The sequence below is a fragment of the Curtobacterium sp. NPDC087080 genome, from assembly GCF_044745105.1.
Classification (GTDB): Bacteria; Actinomycetota; Actinomycetes; order Actinomycetales; family Microbacteriaceae; genus Curtobacterium.
Genome location: NZ_JBIUZP010000007.1, coordinates 1 through 20,757 on the forward strand (window position 1 = coordinate 1; position 20,757 = coordinate 20,757).

General features: G+C 67.7%; 23 protein-coding genes. 12 read left to right on the forward strand and 11 right to left on the reverse strand.

Features of this window, described 5'->3' with window-relative positions; genetic code table 11:
• Positions 1–174: 174 nt before the first annotated feature.
• The gene (locus ACIPEQ_RS15565) at positions 175–1,158 is read left to right on the forward strand and encodes a TerC family protein (RefSeq protein ID WP_402715872.1); all 984 of its coding nucleotides are present in this window, start codon (positions 175–177) and stop codon (positions 1,156–1,158) included.
• Here ACIPEQ_RS15565 and ACIPEQ_RS15570 read toward each other — a convergent pair.
• A complete protein-coding gene (locus ACIPEQ_RS15570; RefSeq protein ID WP_402715873.1) occupies positions 1,145–1,744 on the reverse strand; it encodes a TetR/AcrR family transcriptional regulator in 600 nt (199 codons plus the stop codon). The two genes, ACIPEQ_RS15565 and ACIPEQ_RS15570, sit on opposite strands and share 14 nt — an antisense overlap.
• A gap of 62 nt (positions 1,745–1,806) precedes the next feature.
• On the opposite strand from ACIPEQ_RS15570, the gene ACIPEQ_RS15575 reads away from it, so the two are divergent.
• Positions 1,807–2,460 carry an NAD(P)-dependent oxidoreductase gene (locus tag ACIPEQ_RS15575; RefSeq protein WP_402715874.1) on the forward strand — a complete coding sequence of 218 codons (654 nt, stop codon included), beginning with the start codon at positions 1,807–1,809 and terminating at the stop codon, positions 2,458–2,460.
• 34 nt (positions 2,461–2,494) lie between these two features.
• Here ACIPEQ_RS15575 and ACIPEQ_RS15580 read toward each other — a convergent pair whose 3' ends face one another.
• The 4 genes from ACIPEQ_RS15580 to ACIPEQ_RS15595 are packed head-to-tail and all read right to left on the reverse strand — an operon-like array spanning position 2,495 to position 6,918.
• A complete protein-coding gene (locus ACIPEQ_RS15580) occupies positions 2,495–3,595 on the reverse strand; it encodes an AI-2E family transporter (protein ID WP_402715875.1) in 1,101 nt (366 codons plus the stop codon).
• Positions 3,592–4,680, reverse strand: a complete 1,089-nt coding sequence (locus ACIPEQ_RS15585; protein WP_402715876.1) for a Brp/Blh family beta-carotene 15,15'-dioxygenase — start codon at positions 4,678–4,680, stop codon at positions 3,592–3,594. The genes ACIPEQ_RS15580 and ACIPEQ_RS15585 overlap by 4 nt, the downstream gene beginning before the upstream one ends.
• Complete coding sequence (locus tag ACIPEQ_RS15590) at positions 4,677–6,011, reverse strand: lycopene cyclase family protein (protein ID WP_402715877.1); 1,335 nt, start codon at positions 6,009–6,011, stop codon at positions 4,677–4,679. Before ACIPEQ_RS15590 ends, ACIPEQ_RS15585 begins: the two co-directional genes overlap by 4 nt.
• Positions 5,998–6,918: a bacteriorhodopsin gene (locus tag ACIPEQ_RS15595; protein ID WP_402715878.1), complete on the reverse strand. Its 921-nt coding sequence runs from the start codon at positions 6,916–6,918 to the stop codon at positions 5,998–6,000. Before ACIPEQ_RS15595 ends, ACIPEQ_RS15590 begins: the two co-directional genes overlap by 14 nt.
• A 192-nt stretch (positions 6,919–7,110) precedes the next feature.
• Here ACIPEQ_RS15595 and ACIPEQ_RS15600 point away from each other — a divergent pair, with 192 nt between their 5' ends.
• From ACIPEQ_RS15600 to ACIPEQ_RS15610, 3 genes are read left to right on the forward strand one after another with little or no spacing between them, the layout of a single operon-like run.
• Complete coding sequence (locus tag ACIPEQ_RS15600; RefSeq protein ID WP_250366397.1) at positions 7,111–7,764, forward strand: response regulator transcription factor; 654 nt, start codon at positions 7,111–7,113, stop codon at positions 7,762–7,764.
• Between the two features lie 9 nt (positions 7,765–7,773).
• Positions 7,774–8,256 (forward strand): MarR family transcriptional regulator, encoded by a 483-nt coding sequence (locus ACIPEQ_RS15605; protein ID WP_402715879.1) that lies wholly within the window; start codon positions 7,774–7,776, stop codon positions 8,254–8,256.
• Between the two features lie 25 nt (positions 8,257–8,281).
• On the forward strand, positions 8,282–8,836 hold the full coding sequence (locus tag ACIPEQ_RS15610; protein WP_402715880.1) for a GNAT family N-acetyltransferase: 555 nt from the start codon (positions 8,282–8,284) through the stop codon (positions 8,834–8,836).
• A gap of 10 nt (positions 8,837–8,846) precedes the next feature.
• Here ACIPEQ_RS15610 and ACIPEQ_RS15615 read toward each other — a convergent pair whose 3' ends face one another.
• The 5 genes from ACIPEQ_RS15615 to ACIPEQ_RS15635 form a co-directional block, all read right to left on the reverse strand.
• The gene (locus tag ACIPEQ_RS15615) at positions 8,847–9,203 is read right to left on the reverse strand and encodes a hypothetical protein (protein WP_402715881.1); all 357 of its coding nucleotides are present in this window, start codon (positions 9,201–9,203) and stop codon (positions 8,847–8,849) included.
• Positions 9,204–9,305: 102 nt separating this feature from the next.
• Entirely contained in the window at positions 9,306–9,689 is a 384-nt protein-coding gene (locus ACIPEQ_RS15620) for a VOC family protein (protein ID WP_402715882.1), read from the reverse strand.
• 103 nt (positions 9,690–9,792) lie between these two features.
• A complete protein-coding gene (locus ACIPEQ_RS15625; protein ID WP_402715883.1) occupies positions 9,793–10,488 on the reverse strand; it encodes a helix-turn-helix transcriptional regulator in 696 nt (231 codons plus the stop codon).
• 7 nt (positions 10,489–10,495) lie between these two features.
• Positions 10,496–11,056: a GNAT family N-acetyltransferase gene (locus ACIPEQ_RS15630; protein WP_402715884.1), complete on the reverse strand. Its 561-nt coding sequence runs from the start codon at positions 11,054–11,056 to the stop codon at positions 10,496–10,498.
• Positions 11,053–11,475: a winged helix-turn-helix transcriptional regulator gene (locus ACIPEQ_RS15635; RefSeq protein ID WP_402715885.1), complete on the reverse strand. Its 423-nt coding sequence runs from the start codon at positions 11,473–11,475 to the stop codon at positions 11,053–11,055. The genes ACIPEQ_RS15630 and ACIPEQ_RS15635 overlap by 4 nt, the downstream gene beginning before the upstream one ends.
• 110 nt (positions 11,476–11,585) lie before the next feature.
• On the opposite strand from ACIPEQ_RS15635, the gene ACIPEQ_RS15640 reads away from it, so the two are divergent.
• The 7 genes from ACIPEQ_RS15640 to ACIPEQ_RS15670 all read left to right on the forward strand — a co-directional run bounded on the left by ACIPEQ_RS15640 (position 11,586) and on the right by ACIPEQ_RS15670 (position 20,047).
• The gene (locus tag ACIPEQ_RS15640; protein ID WP_402715886.1) at positions 11,586–12,467 is read left to right on the forward strand and encodes an oxidoreductase; all 882 of its coding nucleotides are present in this window, start codon (positions 11,586–11,588) and stop codon (positions 12,465–12,467) included.
• Positions 12,468–13,073: 606 nt separating this feature from the next.
• Positions 13,074–13,583, forward strand: coding sequence for a TIR domain-containing protein (locus ACIPEQ_RS15645; protein ID WP_402715887.1), 510 nt, complete (start codon positions 13,074–13,076; stop codon positions 13,581–13,583).
• Entirely contained in the window at positions 13,583–14,437 is an 855-nt protein-coding gene (locus ACIPEQ_RS15650; protein ID WP_402715888.1) for a macro domain-containing protein, read from the forward strand. Before ACIPEQ_RS15645 ends, ACIPEQ_RS15650 begins: the two co-directional genes overlap by 1 nt.
• On the forward strand, positions 14,434–14,907 hold the full coding sequence (locus ACIPEQ_RS15655) for an HIT family protein (RefSeq protein WP_402715889.1): 474 nt from the start codon (positions 14,434–14,436) through the stop codon (positions 14,905–14,907). Before ACIPEQ_RS15650 ends, ACIPEQ_RS15655 begins: the two co-directional genes overlap by 4 nt.
• A 275-nt stretch (positions 14,908–15,182) precedes the next feature.
• On the forward strand, positions 15,183–15,992 hold the full coding sequence (locus ACIPEQ_RS15660) for a DUF1883 domain-containing protein (protein ID WP_402715890.1): 810 nt from the start codon (positions 15,183–15,185) through the stop codon (positions 15,990–15,992).
• A 492-nt stretch (positions 15,993–16,484) separates the two neighbouring features.
• Complete coding sequence (locus ACIPEQ_RS15665) at positions 16,485–18,308, forward strand: ATP-dependent nuclease (RefSeq protein ID WP_402715891.1); 1,824 nt, start codon at positions 16,485–16,487, stop codon at positions 18,306–18,308.
• Complete coding sequence (locus ACIPEQ_RS15670) at positions 18,305–20,047, forward strand: UvrD-helicase domain-containing protein (protein ID WP_402715892.1); 1,743 nt, start codon at positions 18,305–18,307, stop codon at positions 20,045–20,047. Before ACIPEQ_RS15665 ends, ACIPEQ_RS15670 begins: the two co-directional genes overlap by 4 nt.
• Positions 20,048–20,380: 333 nt before the next feature.
• Here ACIPEQ_RS15670 and ACIPEQ_RS15675 read toward each other — a convergent pair whose 3' ends face one another.
• On the reverse strand, positions 20,381–20,512 hold the full coding sequence (locus tag ACIPEQ_RS15675; RefSeq protein WP_402715893.1) for a hypothetical protein: 132 nt from the start codon (positions 20,510–20,512) through the stop codon (positions 20,381–20,383).
• Between the last annotated feature and the right edge of the window lie 245 nt (positions 20,513–20,757).

Consider the following 20,757-nt stretch of genomic DNA (forward strand, 5'->3'; position numbering starts at 1 on the left):
CCGCCCCCGCCGGCGGGCGGTCGCCGGTGTTGAACAACACCGGGGCCCCCCCCCTTTACGCGGTGGGGGCCGCGGGGGGGGCCCCCGGGGGGGGGGGGGGGGCGCCCCGGGGGGCGGGGGGGGGGGGGGGGGCCCCCCCCCGCGCCTCCCGTCCGCATGCCCCAGACTGGGACGATGCCCCAGCTCCCCGTCGTCTTCGAGGTCGGCTCGATCATCGCGCTCGTCGCGATCCTGCTCGTCGACCTGCTCATCGTCGCCCGGCGGCCGCACGTGCCGAGCCTGCGGGAGTCCGGAGCCTGGGTCGGCGTCTACGTCGGGCTGGCGCTCGTCTTCGCCGTCCTCACGCTCGTCTTCGCGGGTGGGGACGCGGCCGGGCAGTTCGTCGCCGGCTGGCTGACCGAGTACAGCCTGAGCATCGACAACCTGTTCGTGTTCGTCATCATCATGGCGCGCTTCAGCGTGCCGAAGGCGATCCAGCAGGAGGTGCTGATGCTCGGCATCATCATCGCCCTGGTGCTGCGCGGGGTGTTCATCCTGGTCGGCGCGCAGCTCATCGAGGACTTCACCTGGATCTTCTACCTGTTCGGCGCGTGGCTGATCTGGACCGCGATCCAGCAGCTCCGCGAGGACGACGACGAGGAACAGCAGGACAGCGCCCTCGTCCGCCTGCTCCGCCGGCGGGTCCGGATCACGGACGAGTTCGACGGCATGAAGTTCCGCGTGTCCCAGGACGGGGCGAAGCACTTCACCCCGCTGCTCATCGTGCTCATCGCGATCGGGACGACGGACCTGCTGTTCGCGCTCGACTCGATCCCCGCGATCTTCGGCATCACCGAGAGCGCCTTCATCGTCTTCACCGCGAACGTCTTCGCCCTGATGGGCCTGCGGCAGCTGTACTTCCTGCTCGGTGGGCTGCTCGAGCGCCTGGTCTACCTGAAGTACGGGATCGCGCTCATCCTGGCGTTCATCGGTGTGAAGCTCGTGCTGCACGCCCTGCACGAGAACGAGCTGCCGTTCCTCAACGGCGGCGAGGGCTTCTCGTGGGCGCCGGAGATCCCGACGTGGGTGTCCCTCGTGGTGATCCTCGTGGCGATGGCGGGCGCGACGGGTGCGAGCCTGGTGCGGATGCGGCGGGACGCGGTGGTCAGCGGGCGTTGACCGTCCGGGCCGCGAGGTCCGACCCGAGCATCATCTCCATCGCGTCGCCGACGAGCCGGTCTCCGTCAGCGCGCGCGAGCCGATGGGCAGCGACGAGGGCGGCGATGCCCTGCATCGACGCGGCGAACAGCATCTTGAACGTGTCGCGGGCGCCCTCATCCGTCCCCGCGACCCGCGGACCCATCGCACTGTCGAGCGTGTCGAAGAGGTCCCGGGCCGCATCCGACACCGCGTCGGGGCGGCTGGCTGCGCCGGTCTGGAACATGAGGTCCATGAGCGCGGCGTCGTCGATGGCGAAGTCCACGTAGGCGTGCGCGACGCGGAGGAACCGCTCCCGGACGTCGTGGCGTCCGTCGACGGCCCGCCGGACCTCGCTGGTCAGGCGGCGGAAGCCGGCCTCGGCGAGGTCGTCGAGCAGTGCCTGCCGGTCGGCGAAGTGACTCCGCGGTGCGGCGTGACTCACGCCCACCCGGCGTGCGAGTTCCCGGAGGGACAGCGCATCGACGCCGGACTCGCGCACGACGGACATCGCTTCGTCGAGCAGCGCGGCGCGCAGGTTCCCGTGGTGGAAGGGTCGGTCGCTCACCGGGTCATCCTACTCCCGATCTAGGCATTGACCAGATTCTTGTCACTGCCTAGATTGGTCCCATGACCACTTCCAGCACACTCCTGGTGCTCGGTGCGACCGGGCAGACCGGACGGCACTTCACCCGACTCGCCCTCGATGCCGGCCACCGTGTCCGTGCACTCGCCCGTGATCCCGCGAAGCTCCCCGTGCAACACGACGCGCTCGAGGTCGTGCAGGGCTCGATCACGGCACCGCTCGACCTCGACGCCCTGCTCGACGGGGTGGACGCGGTCGTCCTGATGCTCGGCGACGTGGTGGCGCAGCGTGACCGCCTCGTGAACACCGCCTTCGTCCAGGAGCTCGTCCCCGCGATGCGCCGGAAGGGGGTGCGCCGCCTGCTGTACCAGGCGGGAGGGCTCAGTGCGGCGCCGGGGAAGCGGCTCATGCCCGTGCTGCGTCTCGTCCGTGCGACCATCGCCCGCTCCTACGACGGGCAGCACCGGGACAACGAGGCCGTGATGCGGTGGCTCGACACCGAGGCCCGCGACCTGGCCTGGGTGGTGCACCGCGCGGGCATCGGTTCGGACGGCCCGTCGAAGGGCGAGCTCCGACGGTCCCGGACGTGGATCAGCATCGCGACCTTCGTCGACTGTGCGGCGTACTCGCTCCGCCTGCTCTTCGACGACGACGCGGTGCACACGTGCGACGGGAGCGCCTACCGCCGGGGGCGGTGACCGCGGGGCCGGGCGGCGGGCCCCGGCGGCGGGCTCAGTCCGCAGGCTCGGCGTTCTTCGGTACGGGCAGGGCGATCTCGACGTCGGGGTCGTCCTGCCGGGCGGCACGGATCATCGAGTTCGCGGTCGCGGCGAGCGGCACGGCGAAGAACCCGCCGGCGATCCCGCCGATGGTCGTGCCCGCGATGACGGCGAGCAGCACCGCCAGGGGGTGCACCGCGACGACGGACCCGGTCAGGAACGGGTGCAGCACCTGACCCTCGAGCTGCTGCACGAGCACGACGATCCCGAGCATGACGAGGGCGACCACCCAGCCCTTGAACACGAGGGCGAGCAGCACCGCGACCGCGCCGGCGGCGAAGGCCCCGACGACGGGGATGAACGCCCCCACGAAGACGACGACACCGATCGGTCCGGCGAGGGGCACCCCGAGCAGGAAGGCCCCGAGCGCGATGCCGATCGCGTCCGTGGCCGCGATGACGACCTGCACGCGGATGAAGTGCGTCAGCGTCGTCCACCCCGCCTCGCCGGCGACGCCGATCCGGTGCTGCGCGGCCCGGGGGAAGAGCGAGACGACCCACTCCCACATCCGACGACCGCCGGTGAGCGCGAAGATCGTCACGAAGGTCACGATGAAGAGCCCCTCGCCGAGGTGCACGAGGGTGGCACCCGCGACGACGACGCCCTGCTGCAGTTCGGCGGCGTGCTGCTCGACGAAGGTCCTGGCGTCCGTCGAGAGCGTGTCGAGGTCGACCGACGGCAGGCCGAACGGCGGGTGCCGCAGCACGTCCTGCACGGTGCCGATGAGCGCGACCGTGCGGTCCTCGAGGCTCGGGAGCTGTTCGCTGACGCGCCAGACGACCAGGAAGACGAGCAGGGCGATCCCGACGACGAGCGACAACAGCGCGAGGATGATCGCGAGCCACCCCGGGACACCGCGACGCTGCAGCACGGCGCTGAACGGTACGAGCAGCGCCGCGACGACCAGCCCGATGAGCAGGGGCACCACGACGTTCGACAGGGTGAAGGCGATCCACCCGACCAGGCCGACGGCCGCCGCGATGACGAGGATGCGACCGGCGAACACCGCGCCCGTGCGCAGGCCGGACGGACGGGGAGCGGGTGTGGTGGTCACGGGGTGTCCTTCGTTCGGGGTGCTGAGCGGGTGGCCTCGGGCGGGCCTCCGGCCCAGGTGCGCTGGACCCGGTCCATCCAGGTGACGACCACGGTGTGCGGGGTGGTGAGTGCGGCGATCAGGACCAGGTAGACGCCGAGGTCGGCGCGACGGACCACGACGGCGAGCGCCACGAGCATCGCCACCGCGATCGCGGTGATCGGCCACGCCTGGCGGGCGAAGCGGAGGAACGGCGCGAGCAGCCGCCCGCGGTGCAGCTGCCCCGCACTGGTCGGCTCGGTCAGCTCGAGTCGCAGGATGTGCCGGACCGCGTGCCACAGCGTGAAGTACAGGCCGACCGCGAGCACCGGCGGCACGACCGCGAAGAACGCGACGAGCACGAGGTCCTCCGAGACCTGCCGCCACCGCGGTCCGTCGGAGCGGGCGACGACCACGACGTGCAGCACGACGAGTGCGACGACCAGGACGGCCCCGGCGAGCCGGACCGCCCCGGGCACGACGAGCACTGCGCCGTCGAGGCTCCCGTCGACCACCGCCGCCGACTCGAGGACCACGTGCACCGCAGCGCCCGGTTGCGCGACGAACGGCACGAGCATCGGCAGTGCTCCGCGCACCGCCACGGTCAGGGTGGACCCGAGCGCACCGGGCACGCCGTCGCCGAGCAGCCGGTCGACGAACAGGTCGCCCTGCCCCCAGTGGAACCAGGTGATCCCGACGAACACCGCGAACCCGAGCAGCGGTGCGGTGGTCCAGAGCGCCACGGTCACCGCGCCGACGACGAGGTACAGCGCCACGACCGTGACGACCGACCGCGCGGTGCTCGTCCCCGGACGCAGGCGTGCGGGCACGAGGTGGTCGAGGGCGCCGTGGGGGAGCCCGAAGACCAGCACGCTCACCGCGAAGGGCACGAGCTGCACCGCCAGGGGGACGGCGACGCCGCCGAGCGTGGTGACGGCACAGGCGAGTGCGACGAGCGCCAGCACCGCGGTGACCGGCGCGAGCACGCGGTCGGCGACCCAGGTGCGGAGCGCGGGCGGCGCGGCGAACCCGCGGTCGGGCAGGGCACGGGCCGGCACCGCGGTCACGATCGGCTCCGGGTGCGGACGACCGTGTCACGGACGGTCCGGACCAGTGCCGCCAGGAACGGGCGCTTCTGCAGCGCGAGGACGATGCGCAGCTCGTCGATCGGGCCCGACCGCTCCGACAGGAACCGGACGACGAGGGGACCGGGCAGCGCGAAGAGTCGACGGAACGCCTCCGCGGCCTGCTCCGGCCGGTCCCGCAGGAACCGCAGGAACACCGCGTCGAGGAAGCGCGTCCGCCAGCCGTCGACGAACGGCGGCACCGCGGTGCCGGCGGCGAGGTGCTGCGCGACGACGGCGCTGTGCCGGTTGCTCCGGGCGAAGCCGTAGCCGCTGCTCGGCCGGGTCGTCCCCACGACGGCCGCCGCCGCAGACCACCGCGCGTCGGGCTGCGCCGGTGCGTCGGTCATCGGGATGCACCCGCGCTCCTCGTCGACCACACGCCACTCGTCCGGACCGAGCCCCCACCGTCGCCCGACGTACCCGGCGACGTGGGCCTCGTGGTCGAACGGATCGGCGGCGTCCCGGGTGAACAGGGTGCTCTCGACCAGTGCCTCGGTGGGGGAGACCGGCAGGACGTAGACGAACCGAACGGGCCCGGCGGCGTCCTGCCCGGTGAAGTCCATGAGCGTCACGGTCGACGTGTCGAACACGGGTCGGTCGGCGGTGATCCAGTGCCCCACGAACCGCTGGTGCAGGAGCACGCGGCCTGCCCCGACGTGGTCCGGGCACCGGGGCCCGCGGGCGTCGAGCACCTGACGCGCGTGGACCGTCCCGAGCCGGGAGGTCACCACGCACCCGTCGTCGGTCCGGGCGATCGCGGACACCGGGGCACCGTCGACGACGTGGACCGTCCCACCGGTGTCGTGTCGTCCGGCCGAGATGCGTCGGTCGGCGGCGCTCCGACGGTCAGCGGCCCGCACGAGCACGTACGGGTGTGCGGGGTCGCTCCCGGTGCTCGTTCCCCGGTCGGTACGGACCTCCCAGCGAACCCAGCTCGCCGACCGCGCCTCGGCCAGGGGGTCGCTGCCGTCGTCCCAGGAGCACCACGACCGCGGGTCGGGCGTCGAGCGCCCCTCGAGCACGAGGACGGACGGAGTCCGCGCAGCGCCGACGCCGGCATCGACATCGACATCGGCATCGACATCGGTCGCGGCTTCGGCCTCGGCCTCGGCCCCGGTGAGCCGCACCGCCACGGCCAGACCGGAGCACCCTGCCCCGACGATCGCGACGTCGACGGTGCCCGGCAGGACCGAACGGACGGGGCCGGGGGCCGGAGCGACGTTCGCTCCGACCCCCGAGCTGGTCGCGACCGACAGGTCAGCGACGACCATGCTGCGCACCGGGAACGGTGGCCGCGTGCTGCGAGTGGTGCGCAGTGGCGGAGTTCGGCAGCGTGCCGTCGGACAGCTTCTCGGACGAGACCCACAGCGCCTCGGGCAGGGTGTCGACGCCGGCGCGGACGTCCTCGGCGGACCGGAACTTGGCGACCTTGTGGATCATCGCGCCGAAGCCGACCTTCGCGACGATGTCGGCGGCCGACAGGACGACCTGCATCCAGGTGATGACCGCACCGCCGTGGCCCCAGCCCTGCAGCCCGAAGACGATCGGGTACGCCATCCACGTGACGATGAGCAGGATCCCCGCGTTGCGGAGCGTCGCCGCCGCCTCGGAGCCCTTGAGGTCCCGGCCGCCCTTGACGACCACGTAGATGACGAGGAGGTACAGGATGACCATGAAGACGCCGGAGATGACGCCCCAGGTCCAGAGGGCCGGGATGCTCGTGCCGGAGTCGACCACGACGCCGCCGACGAACCCGGTGCTGATCATCAGGAACGCGGCGGCCACGCCGACCGCGCGCAGACGTCGGGCCGCGACGCCGGCCAGGGTGGCGACGGCCAGCAGCTCGATGACGAGCAGCGGCACGGTGACGGTCCAGTCGAAGTAGCGGGGCGCCCAGGACAGGATCGCGTTCGCGTTCGGGACCCACGAGTCACCCTTGCGGTCGTAGCCGAGCGCGAAGGACGCGACGAGCACGACGTACGACAGGAAGGCCACGCCGGTGATCGCCGTCCCCGCGTAGACGCCGGTCCGGTAGCGACCGGTGACCTCGTTCGTCGACACGAGCGACTTCACGAAGAACGCGAGGAGCGCGAGGCCGGCGACGGAGAGTGCGTAGACGATGATCGAGTGCTCCGCGAGCGTCAGCGTCGCGTTCCACGGAGCGAGTGCATCCGACATGGGGGTCCTTCCGGGGGGGTCGAGGGCCGGCGGAACAGCGCCGACCAGGAAAACTTGCTCCTGGGCAACCGTCGCGGTTCCCAGGCCCGGCTGCAGACGGGGTACATCGCCGTCCGTAGCGTGGTGATCCCGACGCAACGCGCGTCACCCCGTGTCCGTCTCACCCCCAGGGGTGGTCCTGAGAGGATCCAGATGCCCGACCGCATCCGTGTCGCGCTCGTCAACGACTACGAGCTGGTCCTGCGCGGCCTCGCCGACCTGCTCGCACCGTTCTCGGACCGCCTCGAGGTCGTGCAACTCGACGCCCGCCACCGGGTGACCACCGACGTCGACGTCGCCCTCTACGACACGTTCGCCCAACCGGAGCCCGACGACGAGGACGTCACCCGGCTGGCGCGGAACCCCCGGATCCGCACCGTCGCCGTCTTCACCTGGAAGATGGACCAGGACCTCATCGACGCCGCCGTGGCCCGCGGAGCGACCGGGTACTTCGCGAAGAGCTCCACCGCCGACGCACTCGCCGAGGGCCTGCTGCGGGTCGCTGCCGGTGAGCAGGTCCTCGACGCACCACGTCGCCGGGTCCCGAGCGGCCCCGGGGTCGACTGGCCGGGCCGCGAGCACGGCATCTCGGACCGGCAGTCCGAGATCCTCGCCCTGATCACGCAGGGCAAGCGCAACGAGGAGATCGCCGTCCTCACGCACCTCAGTCCGAACACGGTGAAGACCCACATCCGGACGCTCTACAGCAAGATCGGCGCCCGGACGCGGGTCGACGCGGTGCTCTGGGGGACCGACCACGGGTTCCGGCCGGACCACCGCAGCGTCGACCGGGCCACGTCACCGTAGGCTGTCCGCGTGAGCGACGACGATGAGCAGCAGTCACGAACGGAGTCGTCCGTCGTGGACGCGTCGGTCGTCGGACTCGGCATCGTGCTCCGCTCCCTCGCACCGGCGCTCGAGCAGGTGACCCTGCAGCAGTACCGGATCCTCGTCCTCCTCGTCACCCGCGGACCGCTGCGTGCCGGCGACCTGGCCGACGAGCTCGGACTGCTCCCGTCCGGCATCACCCGGATGGTCGACCGGCTGGTCCGGGACGGCTGGGTCACCCGGAGGACCTCCGGTCGCGAGGTCCTGGTCACCGCCGGTGACGACGCCGTCGCGCTCGTCGAGCACGTGCTCGCACGTCGCGCCGTCGAGTTCCGGGCGGCACTGCGCCGGATGACCCCCGACGAGCGGTCCGCCGTGCGCACGGCTGCGGACGCGCTGGCGCGGACCGCGGGCGCGGAGCCGATGCTCGACGCCCAGATCCTGCTCGCCACGGCCCCGCCCGAGCGCTGACCGCCCCGGGTCGTACCGTGGGGGCGTGACGATCACGCTGACCAGGACCGACCCGCAGGGCGCCGACCGGGAGGCCCTGGTCACCTTCCACACGTCGGCCCACTTCCCCTTCCACATCCGAACGCGGCCCACCCGCGCCGACCTGGAGCGCGCGGTCGACGGTGGCGCGTTCCGCGACGACGAGCACGACTCGTGGTGGCTCGACGACGACCGGCTCGGTCGCGTCGGTCTGGTCGTGCTCGAGGACCTGCAGGACCCCGCACCCCTGCTCGACCTGCGGCTCACCCCGGCGTTCCGCGGGCGAGGGCTCGGGGTGCCGGCCCTGCGCGCGGTCACCGACCACGTGTTCCGCACGATGCCCGATGTCACGCGCTTCGAGGGGCAGACGCGCGAGGACAACACCGCGATGCGTCGTGTGTTCCTGCGCACCGGGTGGGTGCAGGAGGCGTACTACCGGGAGTCGTGGCCGGTCGAGGGCGGGGAGCCGCTGGCGTCGGTGGCCTACGGGGTGCTCCGCCGGGACTGGGAGACGGGCGGCGTGACGCCGGTTCCGTGGGCCGACGTCACGCTCGACAACTGAACGGGTCCGCTCAGGCGGGCTCGTCGACCAGGGCGGTGAACCGACTGCCGATGCCGTACACGAGGTGCCGCGTGGTCCCGCTCGCGGGCGGCGGCACCTCGTCGTGGTCGTCGCACACCAGCAGGGTCCACTCCGGCCACCACTTCTTCGGCCGCTCCTGCTCCGAGAAGCCGCAGACGGCGCACTCCAGGTGCGCCCAGACCTTCTTCGCCCCCGTGCGGTTGCCCCGGGACTGCACGAGCCACGCGGGCGGATCCTGCTCGATCCGTTCGAGCTCCGCCTCGCTCAGGTGGGAGGGGATGCCGTGGCGAGCGGCCATCTCGAGGGGGATGTCGAGCCGGATGGCGGCGTCACGGCGGGAGAGCATCCGTCCAGGGTAGGTCGTCCCGGCCTGGAGGCTCCTCCCGCGGCCCCGCCCCGTCCCTCCCGGACACGGCGGGGCCGTCAGTGATCGGCGCCGGTGCCGCGATCACTCCGCCCGGTCGGGCTCCGGCCTGCTGAACAGGTTGACGACGTTGCCGTCGGGGTCGCGCACCAGGGCGGAGCGGTTGCCCCACGGCATCGTGGTCGGTCCGAGGACGACGTCCTCGTCGGTGAGGCCGAGCTCCGCGAACGCGCCGTCGACGTCGTCGACCTCGAACTCGACGAACACGGACCGGTTCGTGGCGGGCGTCAGGGCGCCGCCGAGCATCGCGACGGTGGCGGTGCCGGCGATCGCGAGGGTCGCTCCGGGGCCGGTGAACTGGGCGAAGACGGGCGCGGGACGCTCGGCGCGCTGCCCGGTGACCCGCTCGTAGAAGGCGACGAGGCCGTCGAGGTCGTCGGTGACGATGCGGATGGATGCGAACGACAAGGAGATTCCTCCGGTGGAGCTGGTGCTGACGTGGTCGGCGCCCAGCTTCACCGGTGGTCGCGACACCGTCCTGTCGGTGTTCGCGGAGATCCGTCGCTCGCGGTCAGTCGCCGACGACGGGCCGCAGTCGCCCGTACCGGATGCCGAGGTCCTCGGTCCGGAGGACGCGCCTCGGCGGTCGCTCGTCGGTGACCTCGATCGACGCCATCCGGTCGCCGCGGAACGCCCGGACACCGTCGCGTAGTCGGCACCAGGCGACCAGGTACCACTGCCCGTCCTTCTCGATCGATCCCAGCGGTTCGACGTCGCGGGTCGACTCCGTGCCGTCCGCAGCCCGGTACCGCAGCCGCACCACGCGGTCCGAACGCAGGGCGTCGGCGAAGGCGACCGGCGTGACGGGGTCCTCGTCGGCCTCCAGGAAGTGCACCCGGGACGCGGCGGCACCCGCGCGTGCCGCGTCGCAGTCCGGCATGACGGCGAGGACCTTGCGTGCTGCGGTGCCGGCGGCCTGCCGGAACGGGCTGGTGCCGAGGGCACCGAGGCCGATCAGCACCGCGAGGGCCTCGTCCGGCGTGAAGCCGGCGGGGCCGAGCGTCGCCGATGCGTCGATGACGTACCCACCCGTGCGGCCGGGTTCGGCCCAGATCGGCAGACCCGACTGCTGCAGCGCCGCGAGGTCCCGCTCGACGGTCCGCACGGACACCTCGAACCGTTCCGCGAGGCGACGTGCGCTGCGTGGCCGCGGTGCGGCGGCCCGCAGCTCCTCCACGATGCCGTAGAGGCGGTCGGTGCGGTTCACGGACCCATCATCCGGCACGGCGCGACCGACGGACCCACCGCTCCTCGTCCAGGCCGGTCCCCGGGTCGAGCACCGGCTCACCGACGAGCACGAATCCGTGCCTGGAGTAGAAGCGTCGAGCACGCAAGTTGACCGAGAACACGAGCAGGTGCGCGTCCTCGCCGCCGGTCGCGGCCTCCAGGAGGTCCGACGCCAACCCGCTCCCGTGTGCGACGGGATCGACGTACAGCGTCGCCAGCTCGAGGTCGGGCAGGTCCTCCTGCACCGAGGAAGCACGCGTGGTGCTTGCCACTCCGAGGAGGCTCCCGTCCGACGACTCCGCGACGAGCACCTGCCGCACACCGGAGCGGATGCGCTCCGCCCAGCGGTCGATCCCCGAACGGACGGACCGCGCCTCGAGGAAGGCGTCCGGGACGATCCCGCGGTAGGTCTGCTCCCAGGCCCGGACCTGGAACCGCCCCACCGCGTCGGCGTCACCGACGCCGGCCCGTCGGACGTGCGTCGCCGCACCAGGGGCCGCCGGCCTGGAGGCGCGGTGCCAGCGGCCGTCGCCGCCCGCGTCCGTCATCGGGTCGCGTCGAACGCCTGCTGGTGCGCCGCGACCTCGTCACGGTGCTGCTCGGACCACGTCTTGAGCTGTCGGACCGTCTGGTGCAGCGACAGCCCCAGGGCCGTCAGTTCGTAGGTCACCGTGACGGGGACGGTCGCCGTGGCGAGCCGGGACACCAGACCGTCGCGTTCGAGGGACCGGAGCGTCTGCGACAGCATCTTCGGGCTGACCCCCGCGAGGGTCCGCGCCAGCTCGGAGTACCGCATCGGCCGGGGCTCGCCGTCGCAGTCTGGACCACTGCCGAGCGCCGACAGCACGAGCGTGACCCACTTGCCGGAGACCCGGGCGAGGAGCTGCTGACTGGGGCAGGCGGCGAGGAAGGCGTCGTACTGCACCTTCGCCTCGGCCTTCTTCTGGGCAGCCGTCGTCGTCACCATCTCGTCCCTCCCGGGTACCTACGCACTTGTGGGTAACTCCTTCCCAGCGGGAAGCAGCACCTCAAGACTGATCGACGACACCACGTCCCACAAGCCCCCGGAAGGCGACCATGCACACCACCTCCACCACCTCGACCGCACTCCCCGGCGGCACCTGGACACTCGGCGACCGCACCGTCACGCGCTTCGGGTACGGCGCGATGCAGCTCGCCGGCCCCGGGGTCGCAGGGCCACCGAAGGACCACGACGCCGCGATCACCGTCCTCCGCGATGCCGTCGCGAGCGGCATCACGCACATCGACACAGCCGAGACCTACGGTCCTCGCGTGGTCAACGACCTCATCAAGGAGGCCCTGCATCCCTACGCCGCAGACCTGCTCGTCGCGACGAAGGTCGGCGGCCGACGTGACCCCGACGGCGGCTGGCCCGCGGCCCGCGAGCCGGACGAGCTCCGCGCGCAGGTCGACGACAACCTCGACCAGCTCGGCGTCGACACCCTCGACCTGGTGCACCTCCACCTCGGGGACGCGAACGGACCCGTCGCCGAGGACATCGGCAACGCGATGGCGACGCTCGTCGACCTGCAGCGACAGGGCGTGATCCGCCACCTCGGGGTCAGCAACGCCACGGCGGACCAGGTCGCGCAGGCACGCTCCAGCGCACCGATCGTCTCGGTGCAGAACATGTACAACCTCGCGAACCGGTGGGACGACGCCCTGATCGACGACCTCGACGCCGACGGCATCGCCTACGTCCCGTTCTTCCCCCTCGGTGGCTTCAGCCCGCTGCAGAGCGACGCCCTCTCGGCGGTCGCGACGCGGATCGGCTCGACGCCGATGTCCGTCGCCCTGGCGTGGCTGCTGCAGCGATCGCCGAACATCCTCCTCATCCCGGGCACCTCGTCGTCGCAGCACCTCCGCGAGAACATCGCGGGTGCCGGGATCGAGTTGTCCGACGACGACGTCCACGAGCTCGACGGGATCGCCGGCTGATTCCTGCGCGACGTTCGGTCACGGTCTCCGCTGCCCCCGGTGAAAGGAGCAGACAGCACTTCACGAGCACGGTCGGTGCCGGCGCGGTTCACCTGACCGAGAGCGCGAAAGCAGGTCGGTCGGTCGGTCATTCCAGCGGTGCTCATCGTGATGTTCCAGTGCAGGGTGGGGCGACGGCAACATGTCGGCACAGGGCACCTTCACCGGAACCTGTTCCGGACCACCCATCCGGACAGTGCTCGGCGCAGTCCTTCAAGACCCCCTTCCGACTGCCGGGCGTCCGGTTGACGACCGGGTATCGGACAGTGATACCAGGGCTCTTGAAGCCCGCGACGACGCCCTTCACGTCGTGCTCGGGAGCCGCGTCGGCTCGGTGTTGTAGCTGACCACCCCGACGCGAGAGCCACCGAACTACTGCGCGATGACCGCAGAACGGTCGACGCTAGGTCCGCTACGGCGAAACGGGACCGCCCTGCAAGACGTTCCCCCAGCCGTGCAGTTGTGGGACGTTCTCGCCGCCGCAGGCGGACATGAGTCTGCGGCAGTCCCTTCATGTCGGGGGCGCGTGATATGAATTGTTCTCACATCGAGAAACCTGAGGACGCCATGAGCTATCGCAACAAGACGTATGTCGCCTTCGCCAGTGAGGACATCCGTTCCTACCGGCTCATGGAGGCGTGGCGGGAGAACAAGAACATCGACTTCAATTTCTACGATGCGCATGACCTGTTCGTCTCGCTCGACACTAGCCAACCCGAGACCATCAAGCGCAACTTGCGAGATCGGATGAAGAACGCCAAGCAGGTCATCCTCCTCGGAAGCGCCGACGCGCGACGTAAGGGCTCGAATGGGACATCTTTCCTTGCGCATGAGGTAAAGGTGATGGCCGAGTTCAACCTGCCGGTCGTGGTGGCCAACCTTGACGGTGATCGGCGCGTCGATCGGAACTTCATTCCGAAGCCTCTGCTCGACGCGGAGTACTACACGTTGTCCGTCTCCTTCCAGCCCGCGATCATCAAGCATGCATTGGACAACTACGCCCCCGCTTACGCCGCATCGAGCAAGACGGGGCCTCACTACTACGAGGAGCACGTCTACACTGATCTGGGGCTGTGATGGCCCCGCTCCTGCGGGACATCCGGACCGGTCGGTTCTGGAAGATCCTTGTGACTCAGGCGTTCGCGCTGGTCGGCGTGCTCGCCAGTATCGGCGGCGTCGTCGTACTGTTCGACCCGAACTTCTTCACCAGCAAAGCGTGGCTGGGTGGGGTAGGCATTGTGGCCGCGTTGGTGTACGGCATCACCCGGGCATGGCCGCGACCTGTCGCCACTCGCTACCAGGCACCAACGACAAAGATCTCGCTGCGGCGCGGCAATCTATTCGACCAGCACGAAGCACACCTCATCATCGGCGCCAGTGACACGTTCGACACGGCGCCGCCTCACATCGACCCGCGCAGTGTGCAGGGGCAGTTCCTCCACCGCATCTACGGCGGCGACCTGCCCAAGCTGGACAACGACATCAATGACGAGCTGGCGGCTGTCGCCACTGTGGGAAGCATCCCTGGTAAGCAAGGCAAAACCGAGCGATACGAGCTTGGAACCACCGTCACGCTCCGCGAGAACGCTCGTCGCTTCTTCCTCGTGGCATACACACGAATGGACAACAAGAGCAGCGCATCGTCGACGACCGATGGCGTGTGGAACAGCCTCAGCGAGCTATGGAAGGTCGTTCGGGCCGAGAGTAACGGGATGACTGTCTGCATCCCCATGATCGGCGGCGGGCAATCAAAGCTATCCTCCGTACTGCCATCGGTCGACTCGGTCCGGTTCATTGCTCTTTCGTTCATGCTCGCCTCCCGCGCGCAGAAGGTCTGTGATGAACTGATCATTGTCGCGCCGGCAAACGAGTACGACACTCTCGACCATCTGGAGATACAGGCCTTTTTGAACTCGTTGAGGCCCTCATGAGCGACTCGGCACTGCAACTCCCCGAGGCTGATAGCTGTGCGTTCTGCTCCTACCTCGCTGGCACACGTCCGTACACCATTCTCTGGACAGAACCCCGCGTCGCTGTTCTTGTCACTCAAGAGCAACGTGGCATCGGGCACCTCTTGGTACTTCCCACTCGACATGTCCCCACACTGCTTGACCTCGCGGACGCTGAGGCGGAAGACCTCATGCTCGCAGTCAGGGACGCGGCTACCACGATCGACCGCACATACCAACGCCCGGGCATCGCCGTGTGGCAGAACAACGGAACGGGCGCGCACCAAGCAATCCCTCATCTGCACTTTCATGTCGCGGGAACACTTCCAGAGGGCGGAACTAACCTCGGCGACGCCGACGAGGTCCCACTCACCGAAGCCCGCGTTCTCGGTCGAGAACTAGTGGCACAGATTCCGCAGCGACGCGGGCGCAGAGCGACCACCCGAGGCTGAATCCGGCAAGGTTTCGGAGCGAGTTGAGCGTCGGAACCATCGACTGCGGGTTGCGGCGCAAATTCAGATGCCTCCGAGCTTTGCCGACCGGCAGTGAGGCGAGCCGCGATTCGCCACCGTGACATGTGGCGCAGTCTGGCTGACGACTTGCAGCGAAGGTAGACACATCCGGAGAGTCGTGCAGTTCCTCGAACGTCCGTTGGCTGCCCGTTGACTGGCATCTGGCCGAGAAGGATCCTCACTGACGCGTCAGAGGTCGCTCGTAGGCTGAAGGTATGGAACATCTCAAGAAGGATCTCGGGCAGCTGAAGAAGGGGGCGACGGTCGTCGTCACCCTGCGTCAGCAGGCGAACGTTCTGCTGATGGACTCGTCGAACTACCGCACGTATGCGGCGAGCCGAGGTGGACGATTCCGATACGCCGGAGGACTCGTCAAGAGGAGTCCTGCAAGACTCACGGTGCCGTCCAACGGGCACTGGTATGTCGCCATCGACCTCGGCGGTGCGAAAGGTCGCATTAACGCGACAGTCGCGGTAGAGCCGCCTCCTCGCGGGAATCTGCCTGAGTACCGATCGGCACCGGAACGAGGCGTCTCGGGCCAGGTCTCCGTCCGTCGTCCGCTTCCGCCTGAGTCCGATGCGGACTTCGACGGGCGCACCTGGGACGTCTTTCTTTCGCATGCCAGCGAAGATAAGGCCGACGTCGCGCTCCCTCTCGCGCAAGCTCTGCAAGACCGGGGAGTCTCGGTGTGGCTTGACAAGGCTGAGCTGCGCATCGGCGACAGCCTTCGACGTCGCATCGACCGGGGGCTACGCAGCAGTCGCTTCGCGGCGGTCGTGTTCAGTGACGCTTACTTCTCAAAGGGCTGGCCCCAGTACGAGCTCGACGGCATCGTCACCCTCACCGTCGGCGGGCAGCAAAACCTGTTGCCGGTCTGGCACAACGTTGACCATGCCGCCATCTCCGCGCACAGCCCCTCCCTCGCCGACAAATTCGCTCGATCAACCAGTGACACTCCCATTGACGAGATTGCGGCGGAGATTGCCGACCTCGTGATCGAGACTCGAGAAACACAGCGGCCGTGAGGGAGCCGCTACCGAGACTGCGCTCGGCACGGAAGCTCAAGCGATGGGTTCACGACACGCAGCTCGCACTCAACGCTCAACCTCCTCTGAGCCTCGTCGTGCCCGTTCTTGTGGTGCTGTCCGCAGCTGTGACCGTCGCCCTCGGAGTCGGATCCGTCGAAGCGGGCTCAGCATATGGTTGGGGCTTTTTCCCCCCTCGCCATCGCCGCCCTCCTGATCGTCAACTTCATCGTGTGGATCTCCCGGCGTCTGTTCCCCTCGAACTGACCCAGTAGGCGTCTGGGGTCACCGACGTCCGATAGACGATCCTCAATCGGGACGCCTCGAGACTTCGGGCCCTACGGGCTCAGTAAGCGAAGCATCAGCTGAAGCTTCACTCACGAGCGCCTCGCGAATACAAGCCAAATGTGGGCGGCGCGTTGCAGTCGCAGGCTTGCCGGGCCGTGCGAAAGTGGAACAAGGACGGCTTGATGGCCGTCGATTCGAGGAGGCATGGTGCGGGTCGCAAGGGTAGACGTTGAGAACTTCCGGGGTATCTCCCGCGCTTCGGTCGTCTTGACGGACACGACCGTTCTTCTCGGAGACAACAACACGGGGAAATCAGCCCTGCTCGAAGCGATCGAGCTCACTATCGGTCCCGACCGCCTCTATCGTCGACCCCCAATCAGTGAGCACGACTTCTATGGTGGTCGGTACCTCGACACTGAAGTGACAGTGATCGTAACGATTGCTGGCCTGACGCCGGAATTGATCTCCCGCTTCCGGAGTCACGTTGAGTATTGGGATGCCGGCAAAGAGATTGCAATGGAAATGCCGCCGAGCAGCCCCGGCGGCGAGGCATGCATCCGGATCAAGTTCGTCGGGCGGTATGACAAGGACGAGGACGACTTCGTGGGCGACACCTGGTTCCTTGTCCCTGCGGCGCCTGACGGGCAGAGCCTTGCTCGCTGTACCGCCACAGACAAGCGCGCATTCGGCTTTCTTTTGCTCAGAACCCTCCGCACCGGCAGCCGCGCGCTGTCAATGGAGCGCGGGTCGCTGCTCGACGTTGTACTGCGCACTTACGAGGTTGAAGTACAGATGTGGGAGCAGCTTCTAGACCGACTTCGAGCGATCGATGTTGCGAGCGCCTTACCGGTCGCGTCGGCTGGCGAGGTTACCGACTCGGGTGACGTCGACAAGTTCGGAGAGGTCCTCGCTACGCTTGAAAGTACGTTGCGGGACATTGTCTCCTCGGAGTGGGCTGGAACTCCGCACCTCCGAGTCTCCGATCTCACGCGAGAGGAGTTGCGGCGGACGCTCCGGGCATTCGTGACCACGGGCGCAAGCAGCCACGCAGCACCCTTCCAGCGCCAGGGGTCGGGAACCATCAACTCCCTGGTCATCGCGATGCTCACGATGATCGCTCAGAGGCGGGAGGGGACCGTCATCTTTGCCGTCGAGGAGCCGGAGATTTCATTGCCCCCGACTGCCCAGAAACGGATTGTCGACCTCATTAGAGAGATAACCAAGGGAGGGCAATCCGTTTTTACTTCGCACTCACCATACATCCTTGAAGAGTTCGAGCCAGAACAGATGATGGTCCTATCGCGCGACCACGCCAGCGGTGCGATGACGGGGCGAGCCGTTGAATTGCCGAGTGGATTGAAGCGCAAGTTCTTCCATGAAGGAATGCGCACTCGTTTCGCCGAAGCGCTGCTCTCAAGGCGGGTGATTGTTTCCGAAGGAAAGTCGGAGATTGCTGGGTACTCTGCACTGGGCAAGCGAGCACGGCTCCTCGGCGCATCCGACATGGGCCGCCTCGACTCGGACGGATGGGCGTTCCTCGACGCCGAGAGTGAAACCAACGTGGCACGCCTGGCAGAGTTCTTTAAAGGCCTTGGGAAACAGGTCGCAACCGTATTTGATAAACAGGATTCGGCTGTCCTCGAGCAGATCAACGCCGCGAGCGACCTCACGATTGAGCAACAGTATAAGGGCTTTGAGGATCTGCTCATCTCGGAAATACCGGAGCAGCGACGCCGGGCGTTCGTTGACCAGCAGATCGCGGATGCGCTCTGGCCCGCGCATGTTAAGGGTCCGCTGGATGAGTCGACGCTTGAGTATGACAAGGCGCTGCACAGGCTGCTTGTGAAAGCTAAGGGAGACCCGGTCGCAGTAGAACTCCTAGCAACACTCTCGCTCGCCGAGTTCCCGATGACGATGGCCGCCGCGCTACGCGACCTGCGTGCTCTCGCGCGATCACCGTTACCGCGGGCTGAGGGGGCCGGCGTCTCGACCGCCGAACCGTCATCCGCTGACGAAGAGACGCCGTGACGCCTGCCGAGGAGACGCTTTACGACGAGGTCATCAAGGCGTTCATTGCGAGCAGTGGCCATGCGACCGTCATCGGCGGTGCAGGAAGCGGCAAAACTACCGCGGCACTGCGACGCGCAGCGTGGTGGGCGCAGACGTCAAAAGGGTTCGATCACAGTTCCGCGCTCTTCCTAAGTTTCGCGAACGCCACCACGCAACGTGTCCTCGAACACTCCGCGGCCTGGTTTCCTCCGGAACTACGCCACAAGCTTAGCGTGAGTACCTATCATGGATTTGCCTGGTCAATCTTGAAAAGCCATGCGTATCTATTGGGTGCGCCCCGTGCTTTACGGCTCATGTCGCCCGGAGAGCAGTACGCGTTCAATAGTTCACTGCCTGGCAGCACTGACGTGAACACTGCAAACCGCGAGCTGTTTCTCACCGACGGGCTGGTGGCATTCGATTACTTCGCAGACTGGAGCGCCGAGGTCCTCGAGAACTTTCCTCTGATTAGGAAAGCCTACGCCGATGCCTACCCGATCATCATGCTGGACGAGTTTCAGGACACGGTCAACCCACAGTGGCGATTGCTGCAAAACTTTGTTGACGATTGCGCGCTTGTTGCACTGGGCGACCCTAATCAGCGCATGTACGATTGGCTTCCCGGCGCAAATGAGCATCGATTTGACGAGTTCATGGACGTCGTCTCGCCCGCCGTGTTCGATCTGTCCGCCTGGAATTGGCGAAGCCCAGAAGGATCCATTGCACAGTTCGGACAGGACGTTCTTGTCGGCGTGGACATCATAGGCGAGAACAAGCTCGACGAATACGATGCCGTTGACATCGTCGGCATCGGTTATCCGCCCCTGTCTCAGCTGAAGTGGCTCATCCTTGCGGCATTGAAGCGCCAGCGGGAGTCGAACGGCACTGTCGCGGTACTGACGCCGACGAACCAATTGTCGCAACAGGTGTGGGATTATATGACGGTGGCTCAATCAGCCGCTTTGCCAGCACTGCGGATGGAACTTGTTTCTGACCAGGAGGATGCATTTGCCGCCGCCGTCTTCCTTGCCGCGGTCCTAGAGCAGCCCGACGCTGGCCAGATGTCGCTGGCGGCCGTCTGCCGGGCCATGGCGACATACCTGCAGACGAGAAGCGAGCGCCTGTCGCAAGCAGCAGCAAAGGTCGTACAAACGCTGCGTCAATCAGCAGACACGCTCGAAGCCGGGGTGGTGCGCGCTGAACGCGTGGCTGTTCGCCGACTACGACTGTTGCTCGAAACGAGCTTGACACGGGCGCGCAGCGGGCACCCGTTCGCGGACTTCCTCGCGATCGCTTCAATTGCTCGTGACAGCGAGGACAAAGAGATTGCCCGCGCAGGACGCTCGTCGAGGACGGTGAGCCTGGTGTCTCGTGGGAGCGATGTGGAGGTTGAACTCGGTCGCGCATGGCGGAACCACGGTCGTTACGTCGATAGCGCTCGAATTCTGCGAGACGCGATCGTCGCCCACCAGATGACAGCAGCAAGAACGCCAGTCAGCAACCTCGTTGTGATGAACGTTCATAGATCGAAGGGTAAAGAGTTCGATGAAGTGATTGTGTACGAGGAAAAGTACACGCGCTTTGCGCGCGAGAATGCATCTATTGAAGTTGGGCGGCGCGCTCTACATGTTGCAATTACTCGCGCACGAGCACGTGCGACGTTTGCCACACCACAAAGGGATCCGTCGGTCCTGCTGAGCGGCGCACGGGGAAATTAAACACAGCGCACTGCCGTTTGCAGCAGCGCAGAAATGCCCACCTCCGAGGCATAGCTCGCTTCGGTCGAGAATCTGTTGTTGAGAACGTTTCTGCCGGCTTGCCGATGAATGGTAGTTGTGTTCAGCGTCTCCGGGCCGACGGCGTTGGGCTGCCTCAGCTGCTGCTCACAAGCGTTCCGATAGCAGTTCGGCGACTGGGCCCTGTAAGCAGGTGCGCCCGGGGATCATCACCAAGGCACGGGTCGGTCCGGCGGCGGAGCACTTCGGTGGCGATCGGTTGAGAGCGGACCTCCGTATTCGTTCAAGCTCATCCATGCCCAGTCGGTGCAGAAGTCACTCCAGGTCCTTCAAATGCTTCTGTATCAGGGCCATCGTGATCCTGCTCTTCTGCCCGTCCAGGTTCCGAACGCGCTTGTTGCCCGCGTTGTGCGGGATCCCGATGCTCGCGACACCATCGTCAGTCATGGCGTTCATGGCCCAGCGTGGGCAATGTGATGCCGGGGTTGCTGCACTCGACGAAATACGTTGAGGAACAGCGCTCGGTCAACCGAAGCACCCGCCTCTCGAGACAGCGTCAAGAAGTCTTGCGCTGCGTCATCGTCGCGACGGCGTCGCAGCTTCGCACCCTGGAGGAGACTCGCGTGTGAGTTGTTCGCTGCCACCCACTCCCCGGCAACCCAGTAGAGATCGTCAAGCAGGCGGTCCCACAG

Bases quoted from the DNA above. Each gene is read 5' to 3' on its own strand.
- ACIPEQ_RS15565 (WP_402715872.1), top strand. From the start codon at position 175: ATGCCCCAGCTCCCCGTCGTCTTCGAGGTCGGCTCGATCATCGCGCTC.
- ACIPEQ_RS15575 (WP_402715874.1), top strand. From the start codon at position 1,807: ATGACCACTTCCAGCACACTCCTGGTGCTCGGTGCGACCGGGCAGACC.
- ACIPEQ_RS15590 (WP_402715877.1), bottom strand. From the start codon at position 6,011: ATGGTCGTCGCTGACCTGTCGGTCGCGACCAGCTCGGGGGTCGGAGCG.
- ACIPEQ_RS15595 (WP_402715878.1), bottom strand. From the start codon at position 6,918: ATGTCGGATGCACTCGCTCCGTGGAACGCGACGCTGACGCTCGCGGAG.
- ACIPEQ_RS15600 (WP_250366397.1), top strand. From the start codon at position 7,111: ATGCCCGACCGCATCCGTGTCGCGCTCGTCAACGACTACGAGCTGGTC.
- ACIPEQ_RS15615 (WP_402715881.1), bottom strand. From the start codon at position 9,203: ATGCTCTCCCGCCGTGACGCCGCCATCCGGCTCGACATCCCCCTCGAG.
- ACIPEQ_RS15630 (WP_402715884.1), bottom strand. From the start codon at position 11,056: ATGACGGACGCGGGCGGCGACGGCCGCTGGCACCGCGCCTCCAGGCCG.
- ACIPEQ_RS15635 (WP_402715885.1), bottom strand. From the start codon at position 11,475: ATGGTGACGACGACGGCTGCCCAGAAGAAGGCCGAGGCGAAGGTGCAG.
- ACIPEQ_RS15640 (WP_402715886.1), top strand. From the start codon at position 11,586: ATGCACACCACCTCCACCACCTCGACCGCACTCCCCGGCGGCACCTGG.
- ACIPEQ_RS15645 (WP_402715887.1), top strand. From the start codon at position 13,074: ATGAGCTATCGCAACAAGACGTATGTCGCCTTCGCCAGTGAGGACATC.
- ACIPEQ_RS15650 (WP_402715888.1), top strand. From the start codon at position 13,583: ATGGCCCCGCTCCTGCGGGACATCCGGACCGGTCGGTTCTGGAAGATC.
- ACIPEQ_RS15655 (WP_402715889.1), top strand. From the start codon at position 14,434: ATGAGCGACTCGGCACTGCAACTCCCCGAGGCTGATAGCTGTGCGTTC.
- ACIPEQ_RS15660 (WP_402715890.1), top strand. From the start codon at position 15,183: ATGGAACATCTCAAGAAGGATCTCGGGCAGCTGAAGAAGGGGGCGACG.
- ACIPEQ_RS15665 (WP_402715891.1), top strand. From the start codon at position 16,485: ATGGTGCGGGTCGCAAGGGTAGACGTTGAGAACTTCCGGGGTATCTCC.
- ACIPEQ_RS15675 (WP_402715893.1), bottom strand. From the start codon at position 20,512: ATGACTGACGATGGTGTCGCGAGCATCGGGATCCCGCACAACGCGGGC.